Annotated in this window: 16 protein-coding genes and 1 tRNA gene; 7 read left to right on the plus strand and 10 right to left on the minus strand. The window is 34.7% G+C overall.

The window, feature by feature from the left end; all coding sequences use genetic code 11:
* Positions 1 to 42 precede the first annotated feature (42 nt).
* The 10 genes from HYN86_RS19465 to HYN86_RS21025 all read right to left on the minus strand — a co-directional run bounded on the left by HYN86_RS19465 (position 43) and on the right by HYN86_RS21025 (position 12,201).
* On the minus strand, positions 43 to 588 hold the full coding sequence (locus HYN86_RS19465; RefSeq protein WP_113679551.1) for a 3'-5' exonuclease: 546 nt from the start codon (positions 586 to 588) through the stop codon (positions 43 to 45).
* Between the two features lie 150 nt (positions 589 to 738).
* Complete coding sequence (locus tag HYN86_RS19470) at positions 739 to 1,242, minus strand: hypothetical protein (RefSeq protein ID WP_113679552.1); 504 nt, start codon at positions 1,240 to 1,242, stop codon at positions 739 to 741.
* Between the two features lie 1,309 nt (positions 1,243 to 2,551).
* On the minus strand, positions 2,552 to 2,821 hold the full coding sequence (locus tag HYN86_RS19475; protein WP_113679553.1) for a hypothetical protein: 270 nt from the start codon (positions 2,819 to 2,821) through the stop codon (positions 2,552 to 2,554).
* 227 nt (positions 2,822 to 3,048) lie between these two features.
* Complete coding sequence (locus HYN86_RS19480) at positions 3,049 to 4,860, minus strand: AAA family ATPase (protein ID WP_113679554.1); 1,812 nt, start codon at positions 4,858 to 4,860, stop codon at positions 3,049 to 3,051.
* 1 nt (position 4,861) lies between these two features.
* Positions 4,862 to 5,332 (minus strand): ABC-three component system middle component 2, encoded by a 471-nt coding sequence (locus HYN86_RS19485; RefSeq protein ID WP_113679555.1) that lies wholly within the window; start codon positions 5,330 to 5,332, stop codon positions 4,862 to 4,864.
* Positions 5,325 to 6,377: an ABC-three component system protein gene (locus HYN86_RS19490; RefSeq protein WP_113679556.1), complete on the minus strand. Its 1,053-nt coding sequence runs from the start codon at positions 6,375 to 6,377 to the stop codon at positions 5,325 to 5,327. Before HYN86_RS19490 ends, HYN86_RS19485 begins: the two co-directional genes overlap by 8 nt.
* A gap of 216 nt (positions 6,378 to 6,593) precedes the next feature.
* Positions 6,594 to 7,394, minus strand: a complete 801-nt coding sequence (locus HYN86_RS19495) for a TatD family hydrolase (RefSeq protein ID WP_113679557.1) — start codon at positions 7,392 to 7,394, stop codon at positions 6,594 to 6,596.
* A 376-nt stretch (positions 7,395 to 7,770) separates the two neighbouring features.
* A complete protein-coding gene (locus tag HYN86_RS19500; RefSeq protein WP_113680011.1) occupies positions 7,771 to 9,192 on the minus strand; it encodes an RtcB family protein in 1,422 nt (473 codons plus the stop codon).
* Between the two features lie 403 nt (positions 9,193 to 9,595).
* On the minus strand, positions 9,596 to 11,836 hold the full coding sequence (locus HYN86_RS19505) for a hypothetical protein (RefSeq protein WP_113679558.1): 2,241 nt from the start codon (positions 11,834 to 11,836) through the stop codon (positions 9,596 to 9,598).
* A 248-nt stretch (positions 11,837 to 12,084) separates the two neighbouring features.
* Positions 12,085 to 12,201: transfer RNA gene (locus tag HYN86_RS21025), tRNA-OTHER, on the minus strand.
* A 286-nt stretch (positions 12,202 to 12,487) separates the two neighbouring features.
* Between HYN86_RS21025 and HYN86_RS19510 the strand changes: the two genes are divergently transcribed.
* From HYN86_RS19510 to HYN86_RS19540, 7 genes are all read left to right on the plus strand, one after another.
* The gene (locus HYN86_RS19510) at positions 12,488 to 13,102 is read left to right on the plus strand and encodes an HD domain-containing protein (protein WP_113679559.1); all 615 of its coding nucleotides are present in this window, start codon (positions 12,488 to 12,490) and stop codon (positions 13,100 to 13,102) included.
* A 108-nt stretch (positions 13,103 to 13,210) separates the two neighbouring features.
* Entirely contained in the window at positions 13,211 to 14,248 is a 1,038-nt protein-coding gene (locus HYN86_RS19515) for a helix-turn-helix transcriptional regulator (RefSeq protein WP_113679560.1), read from the plus strand.
* A 221-nt stretch (positions 14,249 to 14,469) separates the two neighbouring features.
* On the plus strand, positions 14,470 to 14,928 hold the full coding sequence (locus HYN86_RS19520) for a MarR family winged helix-turn-helix transcriptional regulator (protein ID WP_113679561.1): 459 nt from the start codon (positions 14,470 to 14,472) through the stop codon (positions 14,926 to 14,928).
* Positions 14,929 to 14,980: 52 nt separating this feature from the next.
* Positions 14,981 to 17,371, plus strand: coding sequence for a 3-hydroxyacyl-CoA dehydrogenase/enoyl-CoA hydratase family protein (locus HYN86_RS19525; protein WP_113679562.1), 2,391 nt, complete (start codon positions 14,981 to 14,983; stop codon positions 17,369 to 17,371).
* A gap of 49 nt (positions 17,372 to 17,420) precedes the next feature.
* A complete protein-coding gene (locus HYN86_RS19530; RefSeq protein WP_113679563.1) occupies positions 17,421 to 17,774 on the plus strand; it encodes a four helix bundle protein in 354 nt (117 codons plus the stop codon).
* A 58-nt stretch (positions 17,775 to 17,832) separates the two neighbouring features.
* A complete protein-coding gene (locus HYN86_RS19535; RefSeq protein ID WP_113679564.1) occupies positions 17,833 to 19,014 on the plus strand; it encodes a thiolase family protein in 1,182 nt (393 codons plus the stop codon).
* Positions 19,015 to 19,247: 233 nt separating this feature from the next.
* Complete coding sequence (locus HYN86_RS19540) at positions 19,248 to 21,053, plus strand: acyl-CoA dehydrogenase family protein (protein ID WP_113679565.1); 1,806 nt, start codon at positions 19,248 to 19,250, stop codon at positions 21,051 to 21,053.
* Positions 21,054 to 21,075 lie beyond the last annotated feature (22 nt).

Below are 21,075 nucleotides of genomic sequence, written 5' to 3' on the forward strand. Positions count from 1 at the left end.
TAACCAAAAAGAAAACGGCTGTCGATAATTTGACAGCCGTTTTTAATTTTGAAGACACCAACGCAAAATCTTCGCGATGTTTTTGGCATCATCAATACCGCGGTGATGGGTTCCTTCCAGCGGAATATTCAGCAACTGAAGCGCACCATTCATTCCGGTTGGTTTTACTAATCCGAACTTTTCGGCAAAATGGGTTTTTACATTAATATGTTCATCTGCCATCGGATAAGGCACACCAAACGATTTACACTGCTTTTTAAGCATGTTTAAGTCGTACTGACCGTAACTTGCCCAAGTATATAAATCGGGGTTGTATTGGTCGATTAACTGATTCACGGCTTCTTCAAAAAGAACTCCATTTTTATCCAGTAAATCTTGAGTTATAGTGGTTAACTCTGTACAAAACAGACTCACACTCGAACGCTGGGGCCTAATCAAAATCCCTTGATTCTTCGTAATTTCTCCCGTTTGCGTATCTAAAACCGCTAACCCGATTTCGATAATTTCATTTTCCTGTCCTTGTGGGACCGCACTCTGCCAGCATGTGGCTTCTAAATCGATAATAATAATTTTATCTGTTTTTTTCATTTTTTAATTTTTAAATATTGTTTTTTTTTAACCGCTAATAACACTAAGATTAATTTCACACAGATTTAGCAGATTTGTATAATCTTTTTAATCCTTTTAATCTGTGGCTAAAAATATTCCTACCGATAGCTATCGCGAGTGGTAGTAAACCTAGAAGAACATGCTTTTAAAATCTAGAAAGAAACTTCTTTTCTTAGACTTTTTTTCATGCTTCTCTTTTTTCGCAGCACTTTTCTTTTTCAAAATTTCTTTAGCTTTCTCCATCCGTTTAACTGGTTTTGCTTCCTCAGTTTTAGAATTTTCGTAAAACTTTTTGAAAGGACGCGGTTCGAAATCAACCAAAATTGCTGCCATATTTATAGCATCAAGGTTTGACGGATCTGTCTCACCTTTAAAGAAAGTCTCGATAGGTCTAAACTTATCTTTCTTCTCCTTAAACTTATTCTTTTTACTATGATCGAAATCTAAGCCCAATAGATTACTGAAAACATTCAGATCGTCTTTTGTTGGGTTATTTTCGAAAATCAGCCAGCACAAATCACGAAGTTTTCCACGAGAAGGCTTGTACAAATAATCAAAGTATTTACCTTCTTTTTCGGTCTCGTATTTTTTTCTAATTGCTTTTTTGTATTTTTCTAATGTATTGTTTTGCATGGTATTTTTTTTTTTTGCAATTCTTGGGAATCTCAGGAAATCGAAGGTTTTTCTAGGAAATCCAATATCACAAAAGTTAAAAGCACCCTTGCTTTATCAGAGAAATATCTCTAAATGATATATGTAATCTCCCTAAAATTCACCCTTTCATTCCATAGGTTAATCAGTTTCAAATCCATTTTTTTACTTGAGGCAAATGACGACTCGCTAAACTCCACTGTTTCTGTTTGATCACTATGATCCGACCTAAGTCCACTTTTTTGATTCATCCTTAAATTTTTATTATTAAACTAAAATTTTTTACGTCGCGACGATTTCTTTATGAACAAATATTACAATCGCCCTGCGCATTTATTTTGCGTACTTCTCTAAGATTCTATCCCGAAGCTTCGGGACTGAGTTACTAAGGATCTAAGTTTTTGCCTTTGTCACTTTGTACCTCTGTACCTTTGAACCTTGCACCTTTGCACCTCAACAAAAAAAAAGCACCCAATTAAAGGTGCTTCATAACAAATACGATATAACTATCCTATTGCCTATATTGATGCACCAACATGTAAAAGCATTCACGCTCCGAAGGCGCGGCTACTAATCCTGGGTTGTGTATGTATAATTTAAAACTCATTTTATTTATTTTTTAATTGTTGTTGTTGTTTTCTGAAACTCATTGTTTCGATTTTGTCTGGCAAAGATATGATCGAAAAATTCATATTTCCAAATATTTTTTAAGATTATTTTTCTGACTATCAAATAGTTACACCAAAAATTAAGACAAAGAAATTCCTGTCCGCAAACTGCTGCAGATCTCTATTTTACATCAAATGACTGTTACTCATTAGATTACTTTCCAAGACTATATCTCTCTATTTTGATTAATCATTAAACATATTGGTTAAATATTTTTTTAGTTTTTTTTAGTTCTGGTTTGTTTTCTTTATCATTTTGTTATCACGTTGAACAATTTCATTGTCATACTGAGCGTCCCGAGACTTTGGGAGAAATGCTTTTAAACAAAAAAAGCGTCCCGAAATAGGACGCTTTTTATATTTTATGATGAGTTACACTCTAAAATTACATTTCAATTTCATAAAAATACATATAGCGTCCTGCCATCTCAGCGGGAAATCTCCTGCTAAAAGTTCAAAACTTAGTTTTACTGAAAGTATCATATGTATTTTTCTATTTTTATTTACAGATACAAATGTAGTATAATTTATATTAATTTAACAAAATGTATTTAAAATATATTTTTTACAACAAAAGACCCCACAAATACCGATTTGCGGGGTTTCAATTTTATTGGAATAATTTATCTATTACTGGCGCAAGCCTTATAAATCTGCTTTTCTGAAAATGGCGATAAGGTTTCTGCCAGATTACGGCTGGTTCTTAAACAGCTTAGTATTTTTTGCCTTAAATTGATATCGTCGCCAAACTCTGTATGCATTAAAAGCTCGAAGATTTCCTGCAAATACATGGGCTGTTCTTTGTAATCTCCCTCAAACAATTCGTCTGAAATCAAATTAATTACGGATGGCACTACATCACGATGTGTTGGTTTTTGATTTTCTTTTGACATTTTCGAAAATATTTAAACGCACGAAGCCCTTCATCTTCGGTTGTGTCAAAACACTACAAGGAGTGGAATTAGGGCTATCACTAGCTCCAGCAACGTGGATGAGGGCTTGTTTATGTTAACTTAAAATTTAAGTTTCGGATTTCTCCTTGTATAGTATTTTGACTTTACAAAGATATATTTTTATTTTAAAAAAGTAATTTTTTACCTACAAAAATATTTTTCAAAGCTTATTTTGGAATAAAACCAAATCTTCCAATCCCAACTTTTTTTGTAAATTTAATATGGTGTATTACTTTCAAAATATCAGATGGAGGTTCTTCATTTTCAAAAATTATTACTTGTGGGCAAGAAGTTTTACTTGCACAATAACGATAAAAATCCATTGCTAAATCTTCAGTTATTCCTTCTCCATTTGAATCAGGCTTTTTATATGTAACCAATGGAGAATCAAAAATTGGAACCCCCATTTTATATTCTTTTTTTTCTAAGTACTCTGACAAAGCTAAAACAAATGTGGCATAAGTAATTGCTCTTTCTCCTTTACCAGACAGATTTCTATTTTTAGAACCAATAACAAAATCATTTGTTTTTTCGCTAAATGATATCGTGGAAATCTCTGAGTAATTACACTCTTCTAAAATTTTATAGATGTTTTCTGAAATTGGATTCATTACCGCAGTAGACAAATCATCATAAACATTTTCCTCTTTATTCTCGAATGTATCTGATATTTCAGATCTATATTGAGTAAATTTACCTATGCTTTCTTTTATAAAATTTTCCTCTAAAACTTTATCTCTTTTTTTGTATAAAAATTCTAGTTCTTTTTTTAAATCAACTAAAGATGAATTAATATTTTTTTCAATTAAAATTTCGACATTATCCAATAAATCCTTTTCGAAATATAAATTAGTTTGCAACTCATCCTTCTCTTTATTTAGCAATAATAAAGAGGATTTTAATTCATCTTGTAAAAAAATTATTTTTCCAATTTCCTTATCACATGATAAAATAGTTTTTGATATTTCATCATTACTTGATAATGAATTAATTTCGTTATCACAATATGGACACGAATTTAGATTTTCACTATTCTCTAATAATAATGAGCCCGCTTCAATTGTTGATTTCAATCTTTTCGTATCACTTGAGTAGTATTCATTAAGTAACTCAGATCTTGAAAGAGTTTCTTGTAGCGTTTCTATCTTTTTTTCAAACTCAAAAATATTTTTGCTATACTCTTTCCTTTGATCGTCATAGATAGAAAATTGCTTCAATAATTTATCTTGTTCATTTTTTACAAATGAAATTGTCTTATCTAATGAATCCAATTTAACGCCTACAGTTTTACCATTGGAAATATCAAATGTAAATTTTGCTATCAATTCATCTAATATTTCAACTTTTCCCTTTTTGAAATTAATTATTTTTTCATCTGGTTCAGTAATAATAGAAGAGTCATCTTTTCCTGTTACTAAAAATTTAACTACGTTTAATTCCTTTGTTTTTTGAAATCCACCTTGAGCAAAAATTGGTGATTGAGTTTTAGTTATTTCAGTTTCTGATATTAAGCATAAATGACATAAATCCCTAAAAGATAATGAACTCTTAGTTCCTTTAGTTTTATTTTTTCGAATAGCTTTATTATCCAAATTACAAAGTCCTAAAAAAAAAGTTGAAATATTATTATCGTTCCCTTTTTTTAATTTTGTTAATAAGACTGTCGGTTGACATTCATTAATTTTATCATAACTCTTTTGATATAAATTAAATTGTCCCCCACTTATAGAACGTTCTAATGTATAAGATTTCTTTTTTGCTTCTATTTCTAAATAAATACTATTATAATTTTTCGCTTCGGGTGGAACTCTTTCTAAAGTTTGCCCTCCTAACATATAGTTTAAGCAGTCAAAAATAAAAGATTTACCTGTACTAGTAGGGCCACTAATAACATTTAATCCTTTCTTAAATTCAATTTCAGCAGGCTTTAAATTACTTCCTGTCAGTATCAATTTACTAATTAAAAATCCTTCCTTCATTTTAAATAATATCTAAATTAGAATTTCCATTTTTAATAAAATCCATCATAATTTCTTTCAGTGTCTTAGAATTTAAATTTTCTAAATATTCATTAACCCATATCGATCTTGTCTGAAGGTTTAATAAATACTCTTCACTTAGAGTATCTAAAAAAGTAGTAGATTGATCAGATGCAATATACTCTATTCCTTGATCTGTATATAGTTTTTCAATTAGTCCTTTTTCAATAAATAAATCAATACTTGAAAGAATCATTTCTCTTCGAATTAGCAATTCTCCTTTTCTATTTTGAACCGAGGGATGAAGACTTATCATTTTAAAATCAAAATCCCCACTATGAACGGTTAAGTAATCGAGATAGACTATTGATTGTAAATCATATGACTTTGGATAAGTAGCATTTAAAACAGATAAAATTCTTAACCCTGTTTCTATTTTGTTGTTAAAAGGATGTATTATGTAATTATTCATTTTCCCAATTTATTTTTCCCATATTGGAAAGTTGATGACAAATACCTATTCTATCTTGCGGTTTACTTACGTCCTTTAAAGGATTTGATGTTATTTGAATTTGTTGAGCTTTATCTTCACTCATTTTGACCTTCTCATAACTATCAACATGGTTAGTCAATAGTGTATTCGCAATTCCACTAAATATTTCTTCTTGAAAATCCTCATACGTATTTATTGGAAGACTATCTCTATACAATACTCGAAGTTGCTCTGCAAAATGAAAACCTTCTCTGGCTTTTTTAAAATGAATTAGGTAACTTTTATCTATGTCACTCGTTTTTATAAATTTGCATTTACCTGTAGAATTATATGCATTTAAGAGGTTATTCACATACACAAGTTCATGACTTTGAACATTAATAGGAATATCTTTTTCAGTAACTTTTGGTCTATCGGGTAAGCTCCCTCCAAAACGTGCTAAATGATTTGAATGATTGACGTGTTCTTTTAAGACATCTTTTCTTTGGACTTTACCGAAAATTGAAAAATCAAATTTTTCAAAATATTCTAGTAGTTTTTCTTCTAACAAAATAGTTTTGTTTGTAATTTGGTTTGCACAATGTTTTTCCCAATTTTCTTTGATTTCTGATTTTAGTTTTTCGGGATTAATAAGTAATTTAGATAGTTTTGTTCCACAATCTTGTGGCGCAACAAAATAATATTTTTGAGGAACTGGGTATTCTTTAATAAATGAGTAGTAAATAATTTTAGCAAATTCGCAATATACATTTGAAGGTGTTATAGGTGCCTTATAATGCTTACACTGATAACAATCCCAACGATAGTCTAAATTTCCAACAGGATTATCTATATAAGCAACAACATCTCTTCCCATATCTCCAGCACCTCCAAATTTTTCAATTGAGTGATACACAGATTTTTTTAAATCTAACCATTCTTCAATAAATTCTTCCCATTCATCTGGATAAAAGCTTTCAATACGCTTAATAGGAATAATATGTTGCCCATAAATTATTCTACTTGAAGAAGTATATTTAATCATAATTTTGTAACTGGTTTTATCTAGATCATAAATCTTCTATTGCATCCAAATTTATATTCTACAAATAATTAAATTATTTTATCTAAGAAATTTCAAATCTAATTACTTATTTTTTAGTTATTTTACGGATAACCGTATTCTTATTTTTTTATTTCTCAAAAGTAAAAATTAACTTATATTTTGGTACAGGTATTTATACCTGTTAGGAAAACAAACTTAAATCCCAAAAAAGCTTTTAGCATTCCTCGTCGTTTCCTCCGCAACTTTATCCAAAGCAATTCCTTTAAACTGTGCAATTGTTCCGGCAACATACGGCAGAAAAGCAGGTTCGCAACGGCGTTCGTGGTATTTCTTTAAAAGGCTGTTCGGGACATTTTTAGGAAGCATAAACGGCGCATCGGTTTCGATCATCATTCGGTCGAGCGGTACGTACTGAATGACTTCTTTTAAATGGCTGAAACGTTTGGCATCTGAAATCGCTCCCGTAAAACCGAGATAAAATCCGTTATCGAGATAGGTTTTGGCTTCCTGCAACTTTCCTGTAAAACAATGCACAACGGCTATTGGCAATTGCGGTAAATAGTCTTTGGTGATATTCATAAAGCTGTCAAAAGCGGCTCTTTCGTGCAAAAACAAAGGTTTCTGTACTTCGATCGCCAATTCTAATTGGGCTTTATAACATTCTTCCTGTTTCTTTCTGGGCGAAAAGTCACGATCAAAATCGAGTCCGCATTCCCCAACCGAAATGACTTGTTTCTGTTTTAATAAATTCCGCAGTCGTGAAATGCTTTTTTCATCAAAACTCTTCGCATCATGCGGGTGAATTCCGGCCGTCGAATATAATATTCCCGGATATTGTTTTGCGATTTCTAATGAAGCTTCGCTGTTTCGTACTCTTGTGCCCGTGAGTATCATCTGCGATACGTCGGCGTCGAGCGCGTCTTGTACGACATCGTCTATGTCGTTTTGGAATTGTTTATTGGTCAAATTAATTCCGATATCTATGTATGTTTTCATTTCTTTTTTGTTTTTGCCACGAAGGCGCTAAGGCACAAAGTTTTCTATTCTTTGGTGTGGTTAGTATTATTTTTTAAGCGTAATATTTGTCATTTCGACGAAGGAGAAATCTCCACAAGTAGCTCCGCAACGTGAGTCCTATCTTTGTAGAGTTTCTCGTGGAGATTTCTCCTCCGTCGAAATGACATACGGTGAGGAAAAACCTTTGCGAACCTTGCGTATCCCGAGGCTTCGGGATTGCGTCCTTTTCGGTTAACATCAGTACAAAGTGTTAGACCCACTGCAGTGCGCCTCTACGCTGAAAACTGCGACTGCGACTGAACATTAGAAATGAGCCTCTATACTCAAAACCGCGACCGCGACTGAAAACTAAAAATCAATCCTCTCGGCTTCCGTCATCAGCCATTCTCACCAACTTCGGTGTAAACTTCGCAACCACATCAACCAAATCTTGTTGTGCTTCCATCACTTGGTTGATATCTTTATACGCCATTGGCGCTTCGTCCAGACCTGCACCGATAAGCGTCACGCCATGATCTTGCAGGATGGATTTCATCTCCGTTTTGGTAATGTTTTTTATGGCTTGGGTTCTGCTCATTTGTCGTCCTGCTCCGTGTGAAGCCGAATTAATGGCGTTCTCCTCGCCTTTTCCTCTCACCAAAAATCCTGGCGCAGTCATACTTCCCGGAATGATTCCCATAACGCCTTTTCCGGCTGGAGTTGCTCCTTTTCTATGCACGATCACTTCTTCGCCGTTCCAGATTTCTTTCCACGCAAAATTATGGTGGTTTTCGACTTTGGCTAAAATTGTCGCACCCAAAGCGCGTTCCATTTTGTTATGAATAATCTCGTGACAAGCCGAAGCGTAATCGCCCGCCAAATTCATCGCCATCCAGTATTCCTGACCCAATTGTGAGTTCATATCCAGATACGCTAAGTTTTTGGCCACTTCTGGAAGTTTACATTCCTCTTTGGCGATTTTTGTATAATGTCCTGCGATTGTGGCACCCATTCCGCGTGAACCAGAATGCGTTAACAAAGCGACATATTTTCCTTTTGGGATATTCAAAACCGCATCGTCTTTAGAAAATTCCATGATTCCAAATTCCACAAAGTGATTTCCACCACCTGAAGAACCTAATTGTGACCAGGCTTTATCCTTCAAATTCTTCACAAACGGATTCATATTGAAAGTCTCGTTCTCCAAAACCGCATGATCTGATTTGTACTGACCGTGAAATCCGTGACCCGCTCCAAAAATCGAATTGGCTATTAATTCTCTTTTGAATTTGGCTTCGTTTTCAAAGTAAAAAGCTTCAGGAATATCATAAACCGACAACGCCATTCTACACCCAATATCAACTCCAACACCATACGGAATAATGGCATTTTTTGTGGCTAGAACTCCGCCAATCGGCAGTCCGTAACCTTGGTGCGCGTCTGGCATTAAAGCTCCCGCAACTGTCACTGGCAATTTCATCGCAACTTCCATTTGTTTTCTGGCTCCGTCTTCGATATGATCTAATCCATACGCCGAATACGCATTCGGATTCTGATTTAAAGCGATAAAATCTTCTGGTTTTTCATTTGATTTTTCGATTAAAGCGACAGCCAATTTGCTGAAGATTTTATCGTCTATATAATTCTCCGGAGTTTCTAAGACGTTTTTGAAATTGGCAATCATTTCGTCTCTTGTGAATCCGTTTCTTTTGCTGTTTATTTTTAAGGCAATCCCAATTATTTTTCCTTCTGGAAATCCTAATTCTAGTATATCTGTACCGTTTATTTGTGTTTTCATTGTTTCTTTTTTAAGGGACAAAGGTCCAAAGGTTCATAGGTGCAAAGGTTTTATATAAGTGCGCAGTTATTTTGCGTAGGTTTTTTTTTAAGGGACAAAGTTGCAAAGGGACAAAGGAACAAAGGTTTTGTTAGCCACAGATTAAAGGATTAAAATGATTTTTTTTGTCATTTTTTGTCATTTCGACGAAGGAGAAATCTTCGCAAGCAACTCCGCAACGTGAGTCCAATCTTTGTCGAGCTTCTTGTGTAGATTTCTCCTTCGTCGAAATGACAAATATTGCTCAGAAAAATCTTTGCGACTTTGCGACTCTGCGAGATTAAATTTACCAAACTTTGCGGAGACGCACAGCAGTGCGCCTCTACAAAAACCTTTGATCCTTTGCCTCTCTGAACCTTTGCACCTAATCCACTAATAATTGCGTAACAACCGCTGGATTCATCGCCCATTGCGCCGTATACACCTCATCGGCATTTTGATCTTCGGTGATTGTTAAGCCTTGAGCTTCAGCTTTAAGCTGCAACAAACTACCAATATTCAATTTGCTGTTTAGTTTTGCTAACAACGCCTGAACGCCTTTGAAATCCAAACCGCCTACAACCTGACCTCCGAAAGTCATCTCTAACCAAACGATTTCTCTTTTGGCTACATCCAACACTCCAAAAACCAAACCTTTGGCAACATTCTGAGTCACACGAACCTGATGATCTACACACGACGGATCGTATGCAACTCCTGTTTTTTCCGAAATTTTCATCGGGTGTTTACTGTTCATCCAACCAACAATTAAATTTGGCGTAATACTTCCGTTGCTGTACGCATTACAGGTAAAAGTTACAAATTTTGCTTCGGCTTTCGCCAATTCGTCAATGTTGATGTTGATATATTCGGCCGTTCCAATTTTATTCGGAATACTTCTGATATCACCACTATGCTGACAACCAGTTGTAGTCAATCGGCTGAAAGAACAAATATCGGCTTTATCTTCATAAGCGATATGACAGCTCAAATCCATATCTAAATGCTGTGCTGGCAAATCTTTACCCCATTGCATAAACAATCGCACTTCGTTTCCTTCAACCGGGAAACGTGTTCCCATTAAAGCAACCGGCAAATCCTGAACCGTTTCGCTTCGATCTCCTATAGAAACCGGAATATTAAACAACTGCGGATCGATATACATTGTTTTGTTGGTGTTCGCAATTTTTGCAAATCGTTTTTTCATGGCCAAAAGACACAATTCTTCAATTTCATTTTTCATCGCTTCCAACTGCACATCATCATACAATTTCAATAAACCGTTTGGTTCAATTCTTTTGTTTGTTCCGCCCAAAGGTTTCACACTTCGCTGAATGTTTTTATCAAAATAATTTTGAGCATACATATTTAAAGTAAACACCAATCGAGCCGGAACTTTATTGATGATTTCTTCAAAATGTGCAATTGTTTCTTCTGCTCCAAACCATAACATATTCGAAAATAACGAACGTGCAAACAATCCCGGACGCTGTTTTAATAAGGCAAATGTTTTATCGGCATCAAATTTCAATCTTGACGAATCTACTTTGCTTTGCCAAACATCATACACTTGATTGTAGAACACATCCATTAAAAAGTTCAATTTCTCAAACCCTTTTCTTTTGCTGTATTCTGCCAAACGAAGCGCTCGGATAAAGCGAACCCACATTCCTCTTTTTGGATGCATGATTTCGCACATGGCTTCAACGTCCATGTTCATATTGTTTAACCAATTTGCCACCATCAAACATTCTTTTCTAGAATATTTAAGTTTCAAATCTTTTGCAGATGCAATTCTTGCCTGCACACTTGTATCTAATGCATAATGAAAATGCTGATTGTTTTTAGACGCTCTTTTGATGATTGTTTTTGGTTCGATAATCTGTAATAGTCCTGTGTTTTTATACCACAAATAACGCAAGATATCTGTTGGTGTTTTCAAAAATTGAGAAGCCAGATCTTCATTATCGTTTTCAATCAAAAGATCGATTACCAGCATTAAAGTTTCCTTCATTGCAACATCAACTTTTGGCAAAGGCAAATTTTGCATCGCCATTTTTAAACTATCTACCTGAGTAGCGTCCAAAGCCGTTTTAGATTGCAATAATGATATATAGAAATCATTTAAATCTTTTTCTGTCCACAATTCAAGTACTTTCAATTTGCTTCCCTGACCGAAATTTTCGATTTTTCCAAATTCAAACGGAGTTCCGCAGAACGGACACCCGTTGTATCTTTCTAATGGAAAAGTATTATCTGGGATAATATGACCGCATTGTAAAGTTGTTCCGTTTTTCACACCTAAAACATTCCAGAAATAAGTTAGAATATGATCTACAATAGATTCTCCCGTTGGGATATTCCATTCTTTCACTAAAGGCGTCCAGTTTTTATCTGTTCCTAAAACTTCTCTCAGCACTTCTAAAACCTCGATTTTATAATTTGGGTTTACGTTGTTTAAAGCGTGCGATAACGTTTCAGAAAATGTAAATCCAAGTTTTGAAACATTGGCTAATAAAACTGATGTTGTTCCTGATAAATTTTTAACATCATTCGTAATCATTTGTGATGGAATGAAAATCGCATTTTGACGTAAACTGATTTTTAATAATTCTCTTGTTTTCATTTTTTTTTAATTTTTAAAATTTAGATAATGGTGTTTCTGAGTTCTACCTAAAAGATTTTGAAGTAAGAAACACTTGACCTGAAATTGGAGTGTAATGGATTAACTAACAAATTATCGGATTGGAAGAAGTAAGTTAATCTTGACCCTCTATTTTTATTAATGATAATCTTAAAACTTAATAACCAGCAACTTCCTTTCGGAAGTTAGGATTCGAACCTAAAAAGTAAGTTTTAATTGACCATTAGTTGTGGAACAGGTGGGATTCGAACCCACGACCCGGACATTAAAAGTGTACGAAGTAAGTTTTAATTGACCTTTGAAGGATAATTTCAAAACTACCTGCTCTACCGCTGAGCTACTGTCCCCATATAATAGTAGAATAAAAAGGTAATGGTGTAAGTGTTTACGTGGAAGGTATTTCGAAGTAACTCCAACTTGACCTGTTTTATTCTTTCTTTATCTCTATGAACGTTTGTTTTTATTTCTGAACAAAGATTTTAAAACTAGTGCGCAGTTATTTTGCGTAGTAAAAATTTTGTTTTAATTGTTGAGAAATAGTATTCGTTTTATTTCTTGAACAAATATTTCAAAACCACTACGCAATTATTTTGCGCAGTAAAAAAAGAATTTTAAATTTGAGTAAAAAACAACATGAATTTAGAGAAAATTTATTCTGAATTACTCTCAAATATTGGCTTTTCAGCAAATGAAATTCAGCAGAACTGGTTGGATTTAGAAAAGGCATATTCCAAAAAATCAAGGCATTATCATAATCTCACACATTTAAAAGAAATGATAGAAAGCTTTGAAACCTATTCTAATAGGCTTCAAAATCCGAATGAAATATTATTTTCTATTTTTTATCATGATTATGTTTATTCGGCTTCAAAAAAAGACAACGAACTCAAAAGTGCTGAGTATGCTTTGTCGATTTTACCTGAAAATGTCGATCTAAATAAACAATTGGTTTTTGATGCCATCTGCGCTACACAAAAACATCAGCAAAATGAAATTGAAGATATCAATTGGTTAATCGATTTTGATTTGAAAATCCTTGCGAAAGATTGGGACGATTATAAAATCTATTTTGAACAGATTAGAAAAGAATATCGCATTTATCCTGATTTTCTATACAAACCCGGGCGTGCCAAAGCGTTGAAACATTTTCTGGAAAATGAGTTTATTTTTCAAACTGAAGAATTCAGGAGTTTCTATGAGGAAAAAGCTAGACAAAATATCGAAAAGGAAATTTCAATATTAACATAAAGTATATCTGTAGAGACGCACTGCAGTGCGTCTACGCAACGAATATCCACAATACGTAGACGCACTGCGGTGCGTCTCTACAATACAAACCGAAAAACAAACATTTTTATGTCACAAAACAAAAACGCCTTAATCCGCTATAAAACAATCGATAAATGCCTCCAAAATAAATACAGGCAATGGACACTCGAAGATTTAATAGAAGAATGTTCTGAAGCATTATTTGAATACGAAGGACGCCAAAATCCAATCAGCAAGCGAACGATTCAAATGGATATTCAGCTGATGCGAAGTGAAAAACTGGGTTACAATGCGCCAATTGTCGTTTACGATAAAAAGTTTTATAAATATGAAGACGAAGATTTTTCGATAACCGATATTCCGCTGACGGAAACCGATATGAATGTTTTAACTGAAACCGTTTCGATGTTGAAACAATTCAAGGATTTCTCTTTATTTAATGATGTATCCGATATTTTACAGCGTTTAGAGGATAAAATCTATTCTGAAAAATCACATACCAAGCCCGTAATTTATCTGGATAAAAATGAGAAACTAAAAGGACTGCATTATCTGGATGAAATATATCAGGCGATAATCAAAAAAATGGTCCTGATTATTACTTATAAGTCTTTTAAATCTGCAGAAGAAACCAAATTTCATTTTCATCCTTTTATATTAAAGGAATTCAATAACCGCTGGTTTCTAATCGGAAAGAAAAAAGCCTCACAGCCGATTACCAATTTAGCTTTGGACAGAATCATTTCTATTGATTATGATTTCAATCTTCCTTATCTGGAAGAAGATTTTGATGCCGATTCCTATTATAAAGATGTAATTGGGGTTACTGTGAATTCAGGGTTAAACGCAAGACGAATCGAAATCTGGGTAGATGCGTCGAATGCCCCTTATGTATTGACAAAACCTTTACACACTTCCCAGCGATTAATTAAGGAAAATGAGGACGGAAGTATTATTGTGCATTTATATGTAATACCTAATTATGAAATGGAAAGACTCTTATTAGGTTTTGGAAGCTGTCTTGAAATTTTAAGACCTGAAAGTCTGAGAAATCGTATGAAAAAAATACTTCAAGATGCCATTTCGCGCTACGATTATGAAAATTCAACTGAAATAAATGCATAATTTTTTAAAGAATATCGAATTAAATTCGATTTAAAAACCAAAAAGAGATTTTTACAACACTAAAAATGTTAAAATCTAAAAAAAGAATAGTATATTTCACTTAAAATAAACCACCAAAACCCTCTAAATCAGGGATATTTTATAACTAACCAAAAAATTATTAAAAAATTATATGCATGCATAGTATTTTTTAATTATATTTGAAATCGATATAGTTACCTATGAAAGACAAAACGATAGATTATATTTTGAGAGCGACATGGCAAGCTGTTTCAAGAATGTATAATGAAGAGGCTGCCAAATATGATGCGACAATGGCAACAGGATTTGCTCTTTTAAGTATGGACAAGGAAGAAGGAACTCCATCAACCGCTTTAGGTCCGAGAATGGGCATGGAAGCCACCAGCTTAACTAGAACACTTAAATCTATGGAAGAAAAAGGTTTAATTGTTCGCAAAAAGAACCCAAGCGATGGTCGAGGCGTACTAATTTACCTGACCGATTTTGGAAAAGAAAAAAGAGATTTATCTAAAAATACAGTTCTGAAGTTTAATGAAAGCGTTAGAAAACATGTTTCAGACGAAAAACTAAAACATTTTATCGAAGTTTCTGAAATCATAAACGAATTAATTCAGGACAAAAATATTTTCAATCATACAGAAAACACAGAAAATGAATAATCTTCTTTAAAGAGAAAATTCAAATTCTACCCAAAAAACAAATTTTACAAATATGAAACGCACAATTAAAAAAGTTGCTGTAATTGGATCCGGAATTATGGGTTCAGGTATAGCTTGTCATTTTGCTAACATTGGTGTCGAAGTTTTACTTCTGGACATTGTACCGCGTGAACTGACCGAAGCTGAAGCTAAAAAAGGATTAACACTTGAAAGTAAAGCCGTTCGCAACCGTGTGGTAAACGAACATTTGGCGAATTCATTAAAATCGAAACCCTCTCCTATTTACAGCCAAAAATTCGCTAGCCGAATCACAACTGGAAATACAACTGATGATATGGCAAAAATTGCCAATGTTGACTGGATTATCGAAGTTGTAGTTGAACGTTTGGATATCAAAAAATTAGTTTTCGAACAAATCGAGAAATTCCGCAAACCTGGAACTTTGGTTACTTCTAACACTTCTGGTATTCCAATTCACTTTATGAGTGAAGGAAGAAGCGAAGATTTCCAACAGCACTTCTGCGGAACTCACTTTTTTAACCCTGCGCGTTACTTAAAATTATTTGAAATTATTCCTGGTCCAAAAACTTCTACGGAAGTATTGGATTTCTTAAACGAATACGGATCTAAATTCTTAGGAAAAACTTCGGTTGTTGCTAAAGATACTCCGGCGTTTATTGGAAACAGAATTGGTATTTACGGAATACAGAGTTTATTCCATTTGGTTAAAGAAATGGGATTAACGATTGAAGAAGTTGATAAATTGACGGGGCCTGTAATTGGTCGTCCAAAATCGGCTACTTTCCGTACGGTTGACGTTGTTGGTTTAGATACTTTGGTACACGTTGCCAACGGTATTTACGAAAATTGCCCGAATGACGAACAACATGAATTGTTCAAACTTCCTGATTTCATCAACAAAATGATGGAAAATAATTGGTTAGGAAGCAAAACTGGACAAGGTTTCTACAAAAAAGTAGATAAAGATATTCTTTCTCTTGATTTAGATACATTAGAATACCGCGCTGCTAAAAAAGCAAATTTTGCTACGCTTGAACTGACAAAAACTATCGATAAACCAATCAATCGTTTTAAAGTTTTAGTAAAAGGAACAGACAAAGCGGGAGAATTCTACAGAAAAAGTTTCGCTGGAATGTTTGCTTATGTATCAAACAGAATTCCTGAAATCTCAGACGAATTATACAAAATTGACGATGCCATGAAAGCTGGTTTTGGATGGGAAAATGGTCCATTCGAAATCTGGGATGCTATTGGTGTTGCCAAAGGAATTGAAATCATGAAAGCCGAAGGTTTAGAGCCTGCTGCATGGGTTAACGAAATGCTGTCTTCCGGAAGTGAAAGTTTCTATACTGTAAAAGAAGGAGCAACTTATTTCTATAACATTCCAACAAAATCACAAGTAAAAGTTCCTGGACAAGATTCATTCATTATTCTGAACAACATTCGCGAAAGCAAAAAAGTTTGGAGCAACAGCGGTGCAATCATTCAGGATTTAGGAGACGGAATTTTGAATTTAGAATTCCAATCTAAAATGAATACCATTGGTGGCGACGTTCTACAAGCCATCAATAAAGCAATCGACTTATCTGAAAAAGAATACCAAGGTTTAGTTATTGGAAACCAGGCAGCGAATTTCTCTGTTGGGGCCAATATCGGAATGATTTTCATGATGGCAGTTGAGCAGGAATACGACGAATTAAACATGGCGATCAAATTGTTCCAAGACACGATGATGCGTGTTCGTTATTCTTCTATTCCAGTTGTAGTAGCGCCTCACGGAATGACTTTTGGTGGTGGATGCGAAATGAGCTTACACGCTGATAAAGTTGTAGCTGCTGCAGAAACGTATATGGGATTAGTTGAGTTTGGTGTTGGTGTACTTCCTGGTGGTGGTGGATCTAAAGAAATGGCTTTAAGAGCTTCCGATTTATTCCGCAAAAACGATGTGGAGTTGAATGTTCTTCAAGAGTATTTCTTAACTATCGCTATGGCAAAAGTTTCGACTTCTGGTTACGAAGCTTTTGACACTGGACTTTTACAACACGGAAAAGATATTATCGTAGTAAACAAAGATCGTCAGATTGCCGAAGCTAAAAAACATGCTTTATTATTGGCAGAAGCTGGTTATACACAGCCAATTAGAAGAACTGATGTGAAAGTATTAGGAAAACAAGCACTTGGAATGTTCTTAGTAGGAACGGATCAAATGGAAGCTGGAAAATACATTTCGGAGCACGACAAGAAAATCGCTAACAAACTGGCTTACGTAATGGCTGGTGGTGATTTATCTGAAGCGACTTTAGTATCTGAACAATATTTATTGGATATCGAACGTGAAGCTTTCTTGAGTTTATGTACAGAGAGAAAGACATTGGAGAGAATTCAATATATGTTAACTAAAGGAAAACCGCTTAGAAATTAGTATTTGAGTATTAAGATTTGAGTATTAAGTATTAAGATTAAAAAGAATTATGCATCAATTTGAAAAGTTGAAAATCTGGCAGAAAGCAATGGATATAACTGAAAATGTTTACAAAGTTTGTTCAGAATTACCCTCAGATGAAAAATTTAACTTAATAAGTCAAATAAAAAGATGTGCGTTCTCTATTCCTTCAAATATAGCGGAAGGCTCTGGTAGAAATTCTAATAATGAGTTTGCTCATTTTTTAGGAATTGCAAATGGTTCAACTTATGAATTAATCACTCAATTAATGATTTCAAAACGTTTGAAATTAATAGCTGAAGAAAAAATATCAACTATAATAAATGAATTAGTAGAAGTCAGCAATATGAATTTTGCGCTTCAAAGATCTCTAAAAAAATAATAACTATATCGATTGGCAGTCTTAATACTTAATACACCAATCTTAATACATTTTATAAATGAAAACAGCATATATAGTAAAAGCATACAGAACAGCAGTTGGAAAAGCTCCAAAAGGTGTTTTTAGATTTAAAAGACCTGACGAATTAGCTGCAGAAACGATCCAGTTTATGATGGACGAACTGCCTAATTTCGATAAAAAACGTATCGATGACGTTATGGTAGGAAATGCAATGCCAGAAGCAGAACAAGGACTAAACGTTGGACGTTTGATCTCTTTAATGGGATTAAAAGTAGAAGATGTTCCTGGTGTGACCGTAAATCGTTATTGTGCATCTGGACTAGAAACTATCGGAATGGCGACTGCTAAAATCCAATCAGGAATGGCAGATTGTATCATTGCGGGTGGTGCAGAAAGCATGAGTTTTATTCCGATGGGAGGTTACAAACCAACTCCGGATTATAAAGTTGCCGCCGCAGGTCACGAAGATTACTATTGGGGAATGGGTTTAACTGCTGAAGCGGTGGCTAATCAATACAAAATTTCAAGAGAAGATCAGGATGAGTTTGCTTATAACTCTCACATGAAAGCCTTGAAAGCACAAGCAGAAGGAAAATTCGATAAACAGATCGTTCCTATTACTGTTGATCAGACTTTCATCAATGAAAATGGTAAAAAGGAAACTAAATCTTATGTTGTAAAACAAGACGAAGGACCGAGAGCTGGAACTTCTATCGCTGCTTTATCAGGTTTAAAACCAGTTTTTGCCGCTGACGGAAGTGTAACTGCGGGTAACTCTTCTCAAATGAGTGACGGCGCTGCTTTTGTTTTAATTATGAGCGAAGAAATGGTAAAAGAATTAAACCTTGAGCCAATTGCACGTTTGGTAAACTTTGCTTCTTCTGGTGTTGAACCAAGAATTATGGGTATCGGTCCTGTAAAAGCAATTCCGAAAGCATTGAAACAAGCTGGTTTAGAGTTGAAAGATATTGACTTGGTAGAATTAAACGAGGCTTTTGCTTCTCAGTCTTTGGCTGTAATTCGCGAACTAGGTTTAAATCCGGATATCGTAAACGTAAACGGTGGAGCAATCGCTTTAGGACACCCTCTAGGTTGTACAGGAGCTAAGCTTTCTGTTCAGTTATTTGATGAAATGAAACGCAGAGGAAGTAAATACGGAATCGTGAGTATGTGTGTGGGAACTGGGCAAGGTTCTGCGGGGATTTACGAGGTGTTATAAAAAAGTATTCCTATAGTTTGTCATTTCGATCCCGAGGCTTCGGGAGAGAAATCGCACTACTATTTCGACAAAGTAACCATCTAGTTTGTCATTTCGACGAAGGAGAAATCTCCACGACAATTGTCCACATAGCTGATAATCTTTGTAGAGTTACTTGCGGAGATTTCTCTCCCGAAGCTTCGGGATCGAATGACAAGATTAAACAAAAACAAAATATAAAAAAAAACATAATCATGGCAGATACAATCGAAAAAAACGTGACTCGTGGTGGTCAGTTTTTAGTTAAAGAAACAAAATGCGAGGACATCTTTACTCCAGAAGATTTCTCTGAAGAGCAGTTAATGATGCGTGACTCTGTAAAAGAGTTCGTTGACAAAGAATTATGGGCGCACAAAGATCGTTTTGAGAAAAAAGATTACGCTTATACAGAATCATCTATGCGTAAAGCGGGTGAATTGGGACTTCTTGGAGTTGCAGTTCCTGAAGAATACGGCGGATTAGGAATGGGATTTGTTTCTACAATGTTGGTTTGTGACTACATTTCTGGCGCAACTGGTTCGTTCTCAACAGCTTTTGGTGCACATACAGGTATTGGAACAATGCCAATTACACTTTACGGTACTGAAGAACAAAAGAAAAAATACGTTCCTAAATTGGCTTCTGGAGAATGGTTTGGAGCATATTGCTTAACAGAACCAGGCGCAGGATCTGATGCAAACTCAGGAAAAACTAAAGCTGTTTTATCTGAAGACGGAACTCATTATTTAATTACAGGTCAGAAAATGTGGATTTCTAATGCAGGTTTCTGCAGCGTTTTCATCGTTTTTGCCCGTATTGGAGATGATAAAAATATTACAGGTTTCATCGTAGAAAATGATCCTTCAAACGGAATTTCTATGAATGAAGAAGAACATAAATTAGGAATCCGTGCTTCTTCTACTCGTCAGGTTTTCTTCAACGAAACAAAAGTTCCTGTTGAAAACATGTTGTCTGAAAGAGGAAACGGTTTCAAAATTGCGATGAATGCTTTGAACGTTGGTCGTATTAAATTGGCTGCTGCCTGTTTAGATGCTCAGAGAAGAGTTACTTCCGGAGCTGTAAAATATGCTAACGAAAGAATTCAGTTTAATACTTCTATTTCATCATTTGGAGCTATTCGTTCTAAATTAGCTGAAATGGCGACTAGTGCTTATGCCGGAGAAAGTGCTTCTTACCGTGCTGCAAAAGATATCGAAGACAGAATTGCTGCTCGCGAAGCTGAAGGAACTTCTCATCAAGAGGCAGAATTGAAAGGTGTCGAAGAATATGCTATCGAGTGTTCTATCTTGAAGGTAGCAGTTTCTGAAGACGTTCAAAACTGTGCTGATGAAGGAATCCAGATTTTTGGTGGAATGGGATTCTCTGAGGATACTCCAATGGAAAGTGCCTGGAGAGATGCTCGTATCGCGCGTATCTACGAAGGAACAAACGAAATCAATAGAATGCTTTCTGTAGGTATGCTGATCAAAAAAGCAATGAAAGGACACGTTGATTTACTTGGACCAGCAATGAAAGTTCAAGAAGAATTAATGGGAATTCCATCTTTTGATACGCCTGATTTCTCTGAATTATTTGCTGAAGAAAAAGGAATTATCGCAAACCTGAAAAAAGTTTTCTTAATGGTTGCCGGAAGCGCTGTTCAAAAATATGGTCCAGAATTAGATTCTCACCAACAATTATTAATGGCAGCTTCTGATATCTTAATCGAAATCTACATGGCTGAAAGTACAATTTTGAGAACTGAAAAATTAGCAAAAGCTCAAGGCGAAGATAAAGTTCAGGAGCAAATCGCTATGGCAAAATTATACTTGTACAAAGCGGTTGATATCGTAAACTTAAGAGGAAAAGAAGGAATTGCTTCTTTTGCTGAAGGTGACGAACAACGTATGATGTTAATGGGATTAAAACGTTTCACAAAATACACTAACCTGCCAAACGTTGTGGCATTGAGAGAAAAAATTGCAGAAAAATTAGTTGCAGAAAATTCATACTGCTTCTAATACAAAAATAGTTTTTAGCTTT

The sequence above is a fragment of the Flavobacterium fluviale genome (assembly GCF_003312915.1).
GTDB lineage: Bacteria > Bacteroidota > Bacteroidia > Flavobacteriales > Flavobacteriaceae > Flavobacterium > Flavobacterium fluviale.